We start from the raw sequence: 14,565 nt of genomic DNA on the forward strand, positions 1-14,565 counted from the left end.
GACGATCGCGTCTTGCCCTTTTGTTATTTTTCAATGTAATGCTATCCTTCAGTTTTCTATGCCAATTGGGCGCTCAATCATGGAGAGGTTATGCTTAGCTTTTTGTTACGTTCTGTCTTTTTAGGCTTAGCAACTGCCGTTATCGTATTACTCGCCGTTCCATCTTTGCGCAGCAATGTTATCCCAACCGCCCTTGTTGACCCGCAACCGAGCAATATCGCATCGCTAGAAGTGTCTTTTAACCAAGCGGTAAGAAAGGCAGCACCTGCGGTGGTGAATATCTACAGCCGCAAATATGTGGAAAATGATCGCAGCAAGCTATCGACTCAAGGGCTAGGTTCTGGCGTTATCGTGAGCGAAAAAGGTTACATCATTACCAACTATCACGTTGTCGCCCAAGCTGATCAAATCGTCGTTGCCTTGCAAGATGGCCGTGTTGCTGCTGCTCAATTGGTAGGTACAGACAAGCGTACAGATATTGCGATCTTACGTGTTGAAGGCTCTAATCTGCCCGTTATCCCATTAAATGCTGACTACAAACCTCAAGTGGGTGATGTGGTGCTTGCAATTGGTAACCCATACAACTTAGGCCAGACGACTACCTTCGGCATTATCTCTGCGACAGGCCGCTCGTCCATCAGTGATGGTCGCCAAGCCTTTATCCAAACCGATGCTGCTATCAATGAGGGCAACTCCGGTGGCGCATTGGTGAATACTCAAGGTGAACTGGTCGGTATCAATACCGCGTCATTCCAACAGGCGACAGACCTTGAGACCTACGGTATCTCATTTGCAATCCCAGCACCGCTAGCAAACAAGATTATGCAGAAGATCATCGCTGATGGCCGCGTGATCCGCGGTTATATCGGTATTGATGGACAAGATATTAATGCGGTAACTGCTCGCTTGTTAGGCAACGAGCATATTGGTGGTATTGTGGTTCTTGGTATTGACCCAAATGGTCCCGCAAGTGCGGCTGGTTTTGAGAAGCAAGACATAATCATCAGTATCAACGGTACGAAAGTCCAAGGACGTCAGAGCGTCATGGACATCGTTACTGACTTACGCCCAGGCACCTCCGTCGATGTTGGCATTATCCGCAAGGGTAAAGAAATGAATTTAAAAGTCACCATCGCCGAAGACAAACAAGAAGCATAAAAAAATCCCAGCCATTGGCTGGGATTTTTATTTGTGCGTTATTCGCTGTCGCTTGGTTCTTCTGAAACTTCTGAGCTTCCGCCCATCTCGATTTCAATTCGCGTCACGCGCTGTAGGCCACGTGGTAGTAAGCTACCTCGACGTCCACGTTCACCACGGAAGTTTTCTAAGTCTGCCGGTTTCAAACCTAGCTTACGCTTACCCGCATAAAGCGTTAGAGAAGCACCTTGTGGCAATGCCATCAAGTGAGACAGAACCTCTTCACGCTCTTTCGCTTTCGCTGCAGGAATGTTGATGATCTTGTTACCCTTACCTTTCGCCAATTGCGGCAGGTCTTTAATTGGGAACAGCAACATGCGGCCTTGGTTGGTAATTGCGAGAATTTCATCCGAATCCAAATCAGCAATCGTCTTCGGTGTCATCACCTCAGAGTTGGCCGGTAGCGTCACCAAGGCTTTACCGCTTCGGTTCTTAGACAGTAGTTCAGAGCCTTTACATACAAAGCCGTAACCCGCGTCAGAGCCAACTAGCCATAGTTGCTCATCTTCACCCATGATCACTTGGCGAATGCTGCTACCCGCTGTGATATTCAAGCGACCTGTAATCGGTTCGCCTTGGCTTCGAGCGGATGGCAATGAATGTGACTCTAATGAGTAGCTTCGACCATCGCTACCGAAGAATACCGCTTGCTGGTTACTCTTACCACGCGCATGCGCTAGGTAGTTATCACCAGATTTATAGCTTAAGCCTTCTGCGTCAACATCGTGGCCTTTCGCATGGCGAATCCAGCCTTTCTCTGAGAGTACTACTGTGATTGGTTCACTTGGTACTAGGTCACGTTCTGTTAGCGCTTTTGCTTCTGCACGCTCAACCAATGGAGAACGACGGTCATCACCGTATTTCTCTGCGTCTGCTTTGATTTCTTTCTTCAGCAGTGTGTTTAGACGACGCTCAGAACCCAATAGCTGCTCTAGCTTCTCACGCTCTTTTTCTAGCTCGTCTTGCTCACCACGGATCTTCATCTCTTCTAGTTTTGCTAGATGACGAAGTTTGGTATCTAGAATTGCATCCGCTTGGATGTCAGTAATACCAAAACGCTCCATCAGCACAGCTTTTGGATCGTCTTCAGTACGAATGATCTCAATCACTTCATCTAGGTTTAGGTAAGCAACTAACAAACCTTCCAAGATGTGCAAACGAGCCATCACTTTGTCTAGGCGGTGTTGTAGACGACGGCGTACAGTAGTACGACGGAATTCAATCCACTCAGACAGAATTTGTACCAGACCTTTAACTTGAGGACGGTTATCCAAACCAATCATGTTCAAGTTAACACGGTAGCTACGCTCAAGATCGGTTGAAGCGAACAAGTGATTCATCAACAAGTCACAGTCAACACGGTTTGACTTAGGCACTACTACGATACGAGTTGGGTTCTCGTGATCCGATTCGTCACGAAGGTCGTCTACCATTGGTAGTTTCTTCGCGCGCATTTGGTTTGCGATTTGTTCTAGTAACTTCGCACCCGAGACTTGGTGTGGCAGAGAAGTAATGACGATGTCAGAACCTTCTTTGTGCCATACCGCACGCATCTTGATGCTACCTCGACCATTACGGTAAATCTTTTCGATATCCGCTTGTGGTGAAGTAATTTCCGCTTCTGTTGGGTAATCAGGACCTTTCACGAACTGCATCACATCCGGCAGTTCTGCTTTCGGGTTGTCGATTAAGTGGATGGTTGCATCCGCCACTTCACGAACGTTGTGAGGCGGAATGTCCGTCGCCATACCAACCGCGATACCAGTTACACCGTTTAGCAGGATATGAGGCAGACGTGCTGGCAACATTTGTGGCTCTTTCATCGTGCCATCAAAGTTTGGTTGCCATTCAACCGTGCCTTGACCCAGTTCGCCTAGCAGTACTTCAGCAAACTTAGATAGTTTCGCTTCGGTATAACGCATTGCTGCGAACGATTTCGGATCATCTGGCGCACCCCAGTTACCTTGACCATCTACCAATGGGTAGCGGTAAGAGAATGGCTGAGCCATAAGTACCATCGCTTCGTAACACGCAGAGTCACCATGTGGGTGGTATTTACCCAGTACGTCACCAACGGTACGTGCTGATTTTTTGTATTTCGCTGATGCCGAAAGACCAAGCTCCGACATTGCGTAAATGATGCGTCGTTGAACCGGCTTCAAACCATCGCCAATGTATGGCAATGCGCGGTCCATGATTACGTACATCGAGTAGTTCAGATAAGCGTCTTCAGTGAACTTGCGCATTGGCAACTGTTCAACGCCATCATAAGTAATTTCTGTAGACATCCGTTAAACCTCTGCCATATCGCCGTTGCTTTGTAGCCAAGAACGACGGTCATCTGCTCGCTTCTTACCAAGCAGCATGTCCATCATTTCCATGGTCGCTGCTGAGTCATCAATGGTTAACTGAACCAGACGACGCGTATTTGGATCCATGGTTGTTTCGCGCAACTGAAGTGGGTTCATCTCACCCAGACCTTTGAATCGTTGCACGTTGATTTTGGCTTTCTTCTTCGACAAGCGCTCTAGTACGCCATCTTTTTCATCATCATCGAGGGCATAAAAGACTTCTTTACCACAGTCGATACGGTACAGAGGCGGCATCGCTACGTAGATATGACCAGCTTCAACCAGCGCCCGAAAGTGACGTGTGAACAGTGCACACAATAGCGTTGCGATGTGCAGACCATCCGAGTCCGCATCGGCAAGGATACAGATCTTACCGTAGCGAAGGCTGTCTAGGTTGTCGCTGTCTGGGTCGATACCCAAAGCAACTGAGATATCGTGCACTTCTTGAGAAGCCAGAACTTGGTCTGCAGAGACTTCCCATGTGTTTAGGATCTTACCGCGCAGTGGCATGACCGCTTGGAACTCACGATCACGTGCTTGTTTAGCTGAACCGCCCGCCGAGTCACCCTCCACGAAGAAGATTTCGGTGCGGTTAAGGTCTTGCACAGAACAGTCTGTCAGCTTACCCGGCAGTGCTGGGCCTGAGGCCACCTTCTTACGCACAACCTTTTTGCTCGCACGCATACGGCGATGGGCGTTCGCGATACAAACTTCGGCAAGTTGCTCTGCAAGCTGTGGTTTTTCGTTCAACCAAAGGCTGAATGAATCTTTCACCACGCCTGATACAAACGCAGCGGTTTGACGAGAAGACAGACGCTCTTTGGTCTGACCCGCAAACTGAGGATCTTGAATCTTAACTGATAGCACGTATGAACAACGGTCAAAAACGTCATCACCGGTTAGCTTCACGCCACGAGGCAGCAAGTTTCGGAATTCACAGAACTCACGCATTGCATCGAGCAAGCCTTGGCGCAGGCCATTAACGTGAGTACCGCCTTGTGCGGTTGGGATAAGGTTCACGTAACTTTCCGTGATCATCTCACCGCCTTCTGGCTGCCAGATCACCGCCCAGTTAGCCGCTTCGGTTTCCGCTGAGAATTCACCAGTAAATGGTTCTTCTGGTAGAACGGTATAACCTTTCACACCTTCCGCTAGATAGTCTTTCAAACCATCTTCGTAGAACCACTTGTAGTCTTTGTTGTTTACTTTATCTGTGAAAGTAATTTCTAGACCAGGACAAAGTACTGCTTTCGCTCGTAGGTTATTCACCAGACGAGTTACTGAGAAGTTTGCAGAATCAAAGTACTTAGCGTCTGGCCAGAAGTGCACACTGGTACCACGGTTACGACGACCACATGTGCCGACAACCGTTAGGTCAGAAACTTTATCACCGTGTTCAAAAGCAATCTCATACACTTGACCATCACGACGGACGGTCACTTCAACACGCTTAGACAGCGCGTTTACAACAGAGATACCTACACCGTGCAAACCACCAGAGAATTGGTAGTTCTTATTAGAGAATTTACCACCTGCGTGAAGCTTACATAGGATCAGTTCAACACCTGATACCTTTTCTTCTGGGTGGATATCAACAGGCATGCCTCGACCATCATCGATCACTTCTAGTGATTGGTCAGCATGTAGGATGACTTGTACTTTTGAGGCATGTCCGGCTAGCGCTTCATCGACACTGTTATCGATAACTTCTTGGCCCAAGTGGTTTGGGCGCGCTGTATCCGTATACATCCCTGGTCGGCGACGTACTGGCTCTAAGCCATTCAGTACTTCAATGGCACCAGCATTATATTGTTCAGTCATAATACGGAATTGTTCTCAAAGTTTACTTGTAACCCGAGCCTCGCAATTGTGCGAGCCATACTCGAGAAACGAAAAAGCTACCTCGTCTGCATGCTTATCAAACATAAGGTCACGCATAACAAAGTAGTCAGGGCTTCATACCCTTAAGATCTTTTTGGCAAAACATAGTCGGAAAGCCTGCCAACTATGTCAAGAAACGGTTGGATATAGCAATGAAAACTATGAGCCTATTCCAATCGTCTCGTTAGTATTACAGTTTTAGGAATTCAATGATTTGAGCAGGATAACGCTCAAAGCCTACAAAACTGTGATCACCGCCTTCTTCTACCGTTTGTTTCGCGTTTGCGAACTTTTCTACGGCTTGGCGGTAGTCTAAAACCTCGTCTTCAGTTTGCTGTAAAAGCCAGAAGCTCTCAGGCGACGCGATGCTTTGTACATCAAGTGCTTTTAGCTCGTCAATATGACAGGCCTCAAGTGTATAGGTTTCGTGCGTATATGGGTTAGTTTGTTCACCGAGGTAATCCACCAGCAATTCATAAGGCTTCACTGCTGGGTTAACAACGACGGCAGGAAAGCCAAACTTTGCATTAAGCCAAGTCGACATATAGCCCCCCAAAGAACTCCCCACTAAACCAATGTTGTAGTCGTCTTTGTATTGCTCAACGATATCCAATAGGCATTGAGCAGCCAGTTGAGGGAAACACGGCAATTGAGGCACGATAACCTTGATGTCCGGTCGTTGCTGCTCACAGAACGCTTTCATTAAATTCGCCTTCATCGAAAGCGGCGAACTGTTAAAGCCATGGATATAAAGCAACAAAGAAGGTTTACTCATGATCACCTCAAGTTAAAAAAGTAAGCCCGAACATAAGGTTCGGGCGTGATAATGATTAGTATCCGTTTGAGGTAAAGTCTGGCTGGAATTGTCCATCTGGTAAACGGTTGACCTCAGTCGTAATGTCGCCATTACTGTGCAACTCAAGTTCTCGCCAACCTGGAGATTCAGTATCCAAGGCGAAGTCATCGGAATTCGGTTTGAACTGCACACAAGTTGACGGCGTTGCCATCACGCGGATGCCATTATAAAGAACATTCATGTCTTGGTGCACATGACCACATAAAATGCCTTTTACGTTCTCAAAACGGTCCACGACTTGCCAGAATGCTTCTGCATCTTTCAGCGTGTGTTGGTCAAGCCACGCACTACCAACTAAAAGTGGGTGGTGGTGTAAAAGCACCAAGGTGTGTCTTTGCGGGTTTTCCGCTAACTTTTCTTCCAACAGAGACAATTGCTGATCACTTAAGCGCCCGTGAGGTACGCCTACCACTTGTGAATCCAATAGAATCAACTGCCAATGCTCGCCAAGCATTAGATGCTCAACGGCTTGAATTTGAGGAGATGGCAGTACACTGCCCATGTTTGGCTTGTAGTCGTGGTTTCCCGGAAGCCAGAAACAATCTTTTTTCAGCGGCGTGATGCCTTCAGCAAAACGCTGATAAGACTCTGCACTGTGGTCCTGTGAAATATCGCCAGTTGCCAAAACGTATTCAAACTGCACCTGACGATGAAGAACCTCTTGTATCACAGCAGCAAAGCTGTCGGCGGTTCTTACGCTCAGCAAGCTGCCCTCATCGGCTTCAAACAGATGAGTATCCGTGATTTGTAATAGCTTTATGCTGTCACTAGATGATTGCAAAATGAAAACCTGATTCGTCCACTATATTGTTTTTTGTTATTTTCCCTTAACGACGTGACAATCAATTGAAGGCAAGTGGCGTTCTACTAATGCCACTTCGTAAACAGAACGTCAGCCATTCACCAAGGAACGTATTAAGCTGATGCTTTTCATCTTTCTGCATCAACTGGTCGTTGGGATAATCATATTTAGCTTTGATGCGAGAAAACTCTCCGCTTGAGCATACTTCGGCGACTCTCGCATCGTGATAAAGCCTGACAGACATCGTAGGTAAAGGAAACACTGGTGTTTCATCACTCTGACATATCTCAACAACTGTGGTGTATTTTGTGATTTCATTCACGGTCAGTTGGTAAACCATGTTCGCCGCTTGGTAGCAACGAACATCACCAACTTCGGCAGAGACAGGCAGCAAAGCGTTCAGCTTGGCGTAGTTGGTCTCATAAGTTCTCATCAGACCCGCTAAGTCAACATGGTATCGCTGTTTTTCAGCTACTTGCGCCATTATTATTTCTCCACCTTTGAGGTTTGTCCCCATTGTGATGTCAATTCTTGGTGATTCAATTGTAACCATTGAAGTGCAATGATTGAGGCACCATTTTCGAATTTTCCATCCTTCACCCATTGATACGCAGTTTCACGGCTGATCACATGAACTCGAATATCTTCATTTTCATAGTCTAAACCATGAATGCCATGCGCTTTAGTTGCATCGACTTCACCGATGAACACATCAAGCTTTTCAGAACAACCACCAGAAGAAGGGTAATAAGAGGTAACCGAAGCCACACGTCCGACTTGGATACCCGCTTCTTCTTCCGCTTCTCGACGAATCACTTCTTCTGATGACTCGTCACGATCAATCATGCCAGCGACAATTTCTAGCTGCCAAGGATGCGAATGTTCTAATGCGCCAACGCGGATCTGTTCAATGATCACTACCTGATCAGTCACAGGATCATACGGGAGCATGGCAGCAGCATGACCACGTTCGAACATTTCTCGTTCGACAATCCCACTCCATCCGCCTGCGAATAATCTATGCTTAAAACGGTATTTCACCATTTTAAAGAAGCCTTTAAACACGGTTTCTTTTGAGATTATTTCCACATCTTGGGGAGTAAAATCATTTTGTTGCTTGTCACACTGTTGCATTCAACACCTCTCTGAGTGAATCTTGTAGTTTACTCATTGTTATTCGCTTGCTCAAAGGACTTGGCTCAACTTTTTGTACAATAGTTATAAATTATTTTAAGCGTTTCCCAATTATTTATTGCACAAGTGGATAATTACGTGTAAAAAAGTGCAAAGTTTCGAGTAAATATCGTCCAAATTGAGTTAAACTACTGAGAATTAACCAATCTATATACCGCGGGAATGGAAAATGAAAAAACTGCTTCCACTATTTATCAGTGCAGCGCTAGGCAGTATGAGCACATCTGCATGGGCAGACTCTCTTGCTGAAATCTATGACTTAGCAAAACAAAACGACCCTCAATTGCTCAGTGTAGCAGCGCAGCGTGATCAAGCTTTTGAAGCAATCAACTCTAGCCGCAGTGCCCTACTACCACAAATCAACCTAACAGCGGGTTACGATATCGCTCGTGGTGATACTGACTACGACAACAACAATATCGCGTTGCAAGATCGCAGCAACGACCAAAACGTCTTGTCTGCTGGTGTTGGCTTTTCGCAAGAGCTGTACAACCGTGCATCATGGATCACGCTAGATACGGCTGAGAAAACGGCACGTCAATCGGACGCAACTTACGCAGCAACACAACAAGGTTTGATCCTTCGTGTTTCTCAAGCTTACTTTGAGGTATTGCGTGCACAAGACAACCTAGTATTCGTTCGTGCAGAAAAAGCAGCCGTTGGCCGTCAGCTAGAACAAACTAAGCAACGTTTTGAAGTAGGTCTATCGGCAATCACTGACGTACACGATGCGCAAGCACAGTACGATGCAGTATTGGCAGACGAAGTGTTGGCGGAAAACGATCTGATCAACAGCTACGAGTCACTACGTGAAATCACAGGTCAAGAACACAAAAACCTAAACGTTCTTGATACTGCTCGTTTCTCAGCAAGCCGTCCAAGCACCGCTGCTGAAACTCTAGTTGAAGAAGCAAAAACAACCAACTTGAGCCTACTGTCTGCGCGTATCTCACAAGATATTGCTCGTGACAACATCTCGCTAGCAAGTTCTGGCCACCTACCAACGCTATCTCTTGACGGTGGTTACAACTACTCTGATACAGCAGAAAGCACATCGGATAACACAACTGATGGCTTCAATGTGGGTGTAAACTTAGCAGTGCCACTATACACGGGTGGTCGTGCTACCTCTGAAGTGAAACAAGCAGAGTTCAACTACGTTGCAGCAAGTGAAAACCTAGAAGCTGAATACCGTAGTGTTGTGAAAGAAGTGCGTGCACAGAACAACAACATCAACGCTTCTATCGGCGCACTAAAAGCGTACGAGCAATCTGTAGTGTCAGCACAGTCTGCACTTGAAGCAACAGAAGCTGGTTTCGATGTAGGTACTCGTACTATCGTTGATGTACTAGACGCAACTCGTCGTCTATACGATGCGAACAAAAACCTATCAGATGCTCGTTACAACTACATTCTTGCGGGCCTTCAGCTACGTCAAGCAGTAGGTACACTAAGCGAACAAGATATCCTAGATGTTGATGCAGGCCTTAAGCCAGCAAACTAAACATCGATAGCTAAGTAACACACAAAACGCCAGTTGAATTTTCAACTGGCGTTTTTTATTGGGGTCAATAACCAAGCCAAGTGCACTTTAGATCCCCTCCCCCTTTCTAAGGGGAGGGTTAGGTAGGGGTTGCTTCTCGCTCTAATTGACGACACTGGTTTTCAATCAGACCGAGCATTAACCCCCTCTAACTCCCCCTTGAAAAGTGGGAGGACTGGAATGCGTTTATGGTTAGACTCACTCCACCAAAAACAACAAAGGCCGCTCGAAAGCGACCTTTAGTAATTAGTTTGTAGAATTTAGTGAGAAAGGAATTAGCCTTTACCACCTTTAATTGCGTTGATGATTTCGCTGGTTGAACAGCCATCTTCAAAGTTCAGTACGCGAACTTCACCACCTGCGGCAATCACTTCCTTACCACCAGCGATCTCTTCTGGTTTGTAGTCACCACCTTTTACTAGCAAGCTTGGCAACACTTCAGAGATCAAACGTTGTGGAGTGTCTTCACTGAAAGGTACTACCCAATCTACCGCGCCAAGACCTGCCAATACCGCCATACGACGATCGGTTGGGTTTACTGGACGACCAGGGCCTTTTAGGCGCTTAACGGAGTCATCAGTATTTACGGCAACGATTAGGCGATCGCCTAGCTCAGCAGCGTGGTTTAGGTAAGACACATGGCCTGCGTGTAGAATGTCAAAACAGCCATTAGTCATTACAACCTTCTCGCCTTTCGCACGTGCTTTCTTCACTGCTTCAATCAGTGCTTGTTCTGAAATCACACCGTAGTCTGTATCTTGGCTACCGTGAATCGCTTCTGCCAACTCAATCTCAGAAAGCGTTGACGTACCCAGTTTACCAACCACAACACCTGCGGCTGCGTTTGCCAGTGCACACGCTTCTTCAAATGATTTACCCGCAGCAACAGATGCCGCAAGAACAGAGATAACCGTATCGCCAGCGCCTGTCACGTCGTACACTTCTTTCGCTTGGGTCGGCAAATGGAACGGCTCTTGGCCACGGCGAATCAAGGTCATACCGTTTTCGCTGCGTGTTACCAATAACGCTTCAAACTCGAACTCTTCAACCAAAGCCAGCGCTTTCTCGACTAGCTCTTGGTCAGATTTCACTTTGCCCACTACGTCTTCAAACTCTTTCATGTTTGGAGTAAGCAGTGTTGCGCCGCGGTAGCGCTCAAAATCTGCACCTTTCGGGTCAATGAAGACTGGGATGTTTGCTGCGCGCGCTTTTTGGATGTATGCCTGAACGTGCTCTAGAGAACCTTTCGCGTAGTCAGACATGATCACCGCTTTCACACTTGGCAGTGCGGTTTCCATGCGAGACAGCACGGGTTCTGCATCTGTGTTCTCGAACTTGTCTTCGAAGTCCAGACGAATCAGTTGCTGACCACGGCTCATCACGCGTAGTTTAGTGATAGTCGGATATTCTGGCAGCGCCACGAAATCGCATTTCACTTTTAGCGAGTTCAACGTTTCCGTCAGTACTTTCGCTGGCTCATCCATACCCGTTAGACCAACAATGTGAGCATGACCGCCAAGTGAAGCAATGTTCATTGCCACGTTCGCAGCACCACCCGGACGCTCTTCATTGTTTTCTACTTTAACAACAGGTACTGGCGCTTCAGGAGAGATACGTCCAGTCGGGCCATACCAGTAACGATCTAGCATGACATCACCGATGATTAGCACACCAGCGCTGTTGTAATCAGGTAGAATTGGTTTCATTATTGGTCTCCAAAAATTAAATCGTGGTGAGTTTAACACAGCCTTTTTCTAGGCTGAACCTTGTGCACTACTTCTGCTTAGGCAAACCATTGATTCCATGCTTGCTTCACCCACTCTCGCTCTGCAACAAATTTCTCTTCCGCCACATCGGCATCCAAGTTGAGCAAGTTTCGACGATGAATCTCATCACGCATTGATGTGTATGCGCGCGTCAATTGCATCGCTTGATCTTCTTCCATGACACCTTGTGCAATCAGGGTTTCAAAAATACGCACGTTATCGCACCAGCGAATCAGCTTCGGCTTACTGTGACTGTAGTTGAGCACAAGGTATTGAGCGAGAAATTCAATATCGGTAATACCGCCGTTGTCTTGCTTCAGCATAAAACGACCGGATTTTTTCCCACCCAAGTGGTCACGCATTTTCTCACGCATATCGACCACGTCTTTCTTCAGTGCGTCTTGGTCACGCTGTTTACACAACACATCATGACGGGTGTTGTGGAAGGCGATAGCCAAAGGCTCATCACCATAAATCATACGCGCTCGAACAAGGGCTTGATGCTCCCATGTCCATGCATCTTTGTGTTGATAGTCATCAAAAGCATCAGTTGGACTAACCAATAACCCCGAAGCGCCAGATGGACGTAAGCGAGTATCCACTTCGTACAGAATGCCTGATGCTGTGCGGGTCGAGAAAATATGAATGATGCGCTGTGCCAAACGAAGGTAAAACTGGCGACCATCGATTTCTTTCTTACCATCGGTGTAGACGTTCACTGGGCAATCGTGCATAAACACGATATCGAGGTCTGAGTTATAACCCAGCTCCCAACCGCCAACTTTGCCGTAACCAATCACGGCGAAACCTTTACCTTCACGATCTTTCACATGCGTTGGTTCGCCATATTTTTCCGACACTTGTAACCAAGCTTGGTTCACTACCGCTTCCACAATTGCTTCTGCCAAGTAGGTTAAGTGGTCACTCACTTTCATCACAGGAAGGACACCAGCAATGTCCGCGGCGGCAATACGTAAGATGCAGATCTGCTTGAACTGGCGCAGCGCTTCCATCTGCTGCTCCATATCATCCTCTGGGATGCGGGCAAGGAAATCTCGTAACTCTGTTCGGTAGCTATCAAGTGGAATTGGGTTGTACAGATGCTGAGGATCGATCAACTCATCAAGCAGAATCGGATAACGCGATAGCTGCTCAGAAATCATTGGGCTAGCGGTACACAGGCGAACCAGTTGCACTAACGCCGCCGGATGTTCATCCAACAGCTCAAGGTACGTTGTTCGCGTACAGATGTTATGCAGCAAATGTAAAACTCGCGGCAAGCCAAACTGCGCATCAGGATGAGCAAACACCGCATCGAAGACTTTTGGCATTAGCTTGGTCAGCACTTCTCGCCCACGAGGTCCAAGCGTCTTCTTCGCCAAGTCCGCTTTGAACTGCATAATGGTTTTCGCCAGCTGTTCTGGATTCTCGGCTTTGATGTCCTCTTGTAGAACGTGTTCGAGCACGTCTTGCTTGGTCGCCATGTCCCACAATTCGTGGAAATGACGAGCGACGGTTTCCGCTTCGTCCTCTTCATCATCACCAATCAAGCTTTCAAACACCTTGTGCACGTTTGCCATGTGCTGTTGCGTTTGAGCAATGAGCGCATCCCAACTATCAAAGCGCATCGCAGTAGCAAGTTTTAATTGCTCGTCAGCACAACCGGGCAAGGTTTGCGTTTGCTTGTCCGCCATCGCTTGCAACAGGTTTTCTAACTGGCGCAGGTACTTATAAGCCGCTTCAAGATTATCGACCTCTGGCTGTGTGAGCTGACCTAGCTCACCAATGGCATTCAAGGTTTCTAGCAGGCCTCGACCACGTAAAGATGGCTCGCGACCACCACGAATTAACTGGAACACTTGAGCGATAAACTCAATCTCACGAATGCCGCCCGCACCCAACTTGATGTTATTGCTCAAACCACGACGGCGCACTTCACTGCTGATCATGGATTTCATGCGACGCAGGGATTGAATCGCACTGAAGTCGATATAACGGCGGAAAACAAACGGACGCAGCATCTGGCGCAACTCTTGATATTGCGGATACATTTCACTACCCATCACGCGCGCTTTGATCATCGCGTAACGTTCCCAATCCCTTCCTTGTTCTTGGTAGTAATCTTCGAGCGCGGCATAGCTCATCACCAACGGACCACTTTCACCAAATGGACGTAAACGCATATCCACGCGGTAACAGAAACCATCAAAGGTTTGTTGGTCGAGTGCTTTAATGATGCGTTGACCCAAACGAGTAAAGAACTGCGCGTTGGCTATGCTGCGGCGCGCACCTTGCGTCTCACCGTTTTCTGGGTACGTGAAAATCAAGTCGATGTCAGAAGAGAAGTTAAGCTCACCACCGCCAAGCTTACCCATGCCGATGATCAGCATAGGTTGCGCTTCACCTTCGGCATTGGCTGGCGTGCCCCACTCATTACAGCAAATCTTGTATTGCCATTGATAAGTTTCGAAGATCATCGCTTCGGCCAATTGAGACAAATGACTGAGCGACTCTTCTAGTGTCCAAGTGTGGGTAAAGTCTTTCCATGCAATGTAGACCATTTCGCGGTTACGGAACTGACGCAGCACACGGTGGCCTGCCATTTCATCTTGGCATTCAGCTAAGAGATCGGCAAGGCGTGTACGATAAGCTTGTTGTCGACTGCTTTCTGCCAGCATGCTTGGCAAGTTTTGTGCGAGTGTCTCATCACGATGAATCGCTTCGGTAATGAACTTACTTAACCCAGACACAAAACGAAATTGCTCAGCAATCTCGGTTGGCCATTGTTGAAAGTATCCCGCTTGCTCGGCGTTTTGAACCGCAGAATCCGCGACAGAAATCAGTGACGAAGGCAGCTGCATTTTTCTTCCTTGTGTGAAAAGCACTGTGGTTTGAGAGGTATACATTCTTTTATACCAGAGTTGGCACAAATAAAAACGCCCACAAAAGGTTTGTGGGCGTTTTATCAAAGCTTG

The 14,565-nt window shown here is 47.2% G+C and carries 10 protein-coding genes; 2 read left to right on the forward strand and 8 right to left on the reverse strand.

The features are described from left to right. The first annotated feature begins 90 nt into the window (after window positions 1-90). Window positions 91-1,158, forward strand: a complete 1,068-nt coding sequence (degS, locus tag ATB78_RS02995; RefSeq protein WP_005436089.1) for an outer membrane-stress sensor serine endopeptidase DegS — start codon at window positions 91-93, stop codon at window positions 1,156-1,158. Window positions 1,159-1,196: 38 nt separating this feature from the next. On the opposite strand, the gene parC is transcribed toward degS, so the two are convergent. The 6 genes from parC to nudF form a co-directional block, all read right to left on the reverse strand. Then, window positions 1,197-3,485 (reverse strand): DNA topoisomerase IV subunit A, encoded by a 2,289-nt coding sequence (gene parC / locus ATB78_RS03000; protein WP_009707747.1) that lies wholly within the window; start codon window positions 3,483-3,485, stop codon window positions 1,197-1,199. Window positions 3,486-3,488: 3 nt separating this feature from the next. After that, window positions 3,489-5,369: a DNA topoisomerase IV subunit B gene (gene parE, locus ATB78_RS03005; protein WP_005436086.1), complete on the reverse strand. Its 1,881-nt coding sequence runs from the start codon at window positions 5,367-5,369 to the stop codon at window positions 3,489-3,491. 250 nt (window positions 5,370-5,619) lie between these two features. Beyond that, window positions 5,620-6,204 carry an esterase YqiA gene (gene yqiA, locus ATB78_RS03010; RefSeq protein WP_033005255.1) on the reverse strand — a complete coding sequence of 195 codons (585 nt, stop codon included), beginning with the start codon at window positions 6,202-6,204 and terminating at the stop codon, window positions 5,620-5,622. A 55-nt stretch (window positions 6,205-6,259) separates the two neighbouring features. Continuing rightward, on the reverse strand, window positions 6,260-7,066 hold the full coding sequence (cpdA, locus tag ATB78_RS03015) for a 3',5'-cyclic-AMP phosphodiesterase (RefSeq protein ID WP_061007776.1): 807 nt from the start codon (window positions 7,064-7,066) through the stop codon (window positions 6,260-6,262). Between the two features lie 61 nt (window positions 7,067-7,127). Further along, the gene (locus tag ATB78_RS03020; protein ID WP_009707750.1) at window positions 7,128-7,571 is read right to left on the reverse strand and encodes a DUF1249 family protein; all 444 of its coding nucleotides are present in this window, start codon (window positions 7,569-7,571) and stop codon (window positions 7,128-7,130) included. A 2-nt stretch (window positions 7,572-7,573) separates the two neighbouring features. Next, window positions 7,574-8,221: an ADP-ribose diphosphatase gene (gene nudF, locus ATB78_RS03025; protein ID WP_005436080.1), complete on the reverse strand. Its 648-nt coding sequence runs from the start codon at window positions 8,219-8,221 to the stop codon at window positions 7,574-7,576. A 229-nt stretch (window positions 8,222-8,450) separates the two neighbouring features. On the opposite strand from nudF, the gene tolC reads away from it, so the two are divergent. After that, window positions 8,451-9,785 carry an outer membrane channel protein TolC gene (tolC, locus tag ATB78_RS03030; protein WP_061007777.1) on the forward strand — a complete coding sequence of 445 codons (1,335 nt, stop codon included), beginning with the start codon at window positions 8,451-8,453 and terminating at the stop codon, window positions 9,783-9,785. A 314-nt stretch (window positions 9,786-10,099) separates the two neighbouring features. On the opposite strand, the gene hldE is transcribed toward tolC, so the two are convergent. Beyond that, the gene (gene hldE / locus ATB78_RS03035; protein WP_005436078.1) at window positions 10,100-11,530 is read right to left on the reverse strand and encodes a bifunctional D-glycero-beta-D-manno-heptose-7-phosphate kinase/D-glycero-beta-D-manno-heptose 1-phosphate adenylyltransferase HldE; all 1,431 of its coding nucleotides are present in this window, start codon (window positions 11,528-11,530) and stop codon (window positions 10,100-10,102) included. A 77-nt stretch (window positions 11,531-11,607) separates the two neighbouring features. Then, window positions 11,608-14,451, reverse strand: coding sequence for a bifunctional [glutamate--ammonia ligase]-adenylyl-L-tyrosine phosphorylase/[glutamate--ammonia-ligase] adenylyltransferase (gene glnE, locus ATB78_RS03040; protein ID WP_061007778.1), 2,844 nt, complete (start codon window positions 14,449-14,451; stop codon window positions 11,608-11,610). Between the last annotated feature and the right edge of the window lie 114 nt (window positions 14,452-14,565).

Source organism: Vibrio sp. CUB2, assembly GCF_001557945.1.
Classification (GTDB): Bacteria; Pseudomonadota; Gammaproteobacteria; order Enterobacterales; family Vibrionaceae; genus Vibrio; species Vibrio owensii.

Coding starts and splice junctions, on each gene's coding strand:
- degS (WP_005436089.1), top strand. CDS start 91: ATGCTTAGCTTTTTGTTACGTTCTGTCTTTTTAGGCTTAGCAACTGCC.
- nudF (WP_005436080.1), bottom strand. CDS start 8,221: ATGCAACAGTGTGACAAGCAACAAAATGATTTTACTCCCCAAGATGTG.
- yqiA (WP_033005255.1), bottom strand. CDS start 6,204: ATGAGTAAACCTTCTTTGTTGCTTTATATCCATGGCTTTAACAGTTCG.
- hldE (WP_005436078.1), bottom strand. CDS start 11,530: ATGAAACCAATTCTACCTGATTACAACAGCGCTGGTGTGCTAATCATC.
- parE (WP_005436086.1), bottom strand. CDS start 5,369: ATGACTGAACAATATAATGCTGGTGCCATTGAAGTACTGAATGGCTTA.
- parC (WP_009707747.1), bottom strand. CDS start 3,485: ATGTCTACAGAAATTACTTATGATGGCGTTGAACAGTTGCCAATGCGC.
- glnE (WP_061007778.1), bottom strand. CDS start 14,451: ATGCAGCTGCCTTCGTCACTGATTTCTGTCGCGGATTCTGCGGTTCAA.
- ATB78_RS03020 (WP_009707750.1), bottom strand. CDS start 7,571: ATGGCGCAAGTAGCTGAAAAACAGCGATACCATGTTGACTTAGCGGGT.
- tolC (WP_061007777.1), top strand. CDS start 8,451: ATGAAAAAACTGCTTCCACTATTTATCAGTGCAGCGCTAGGCAGTATG.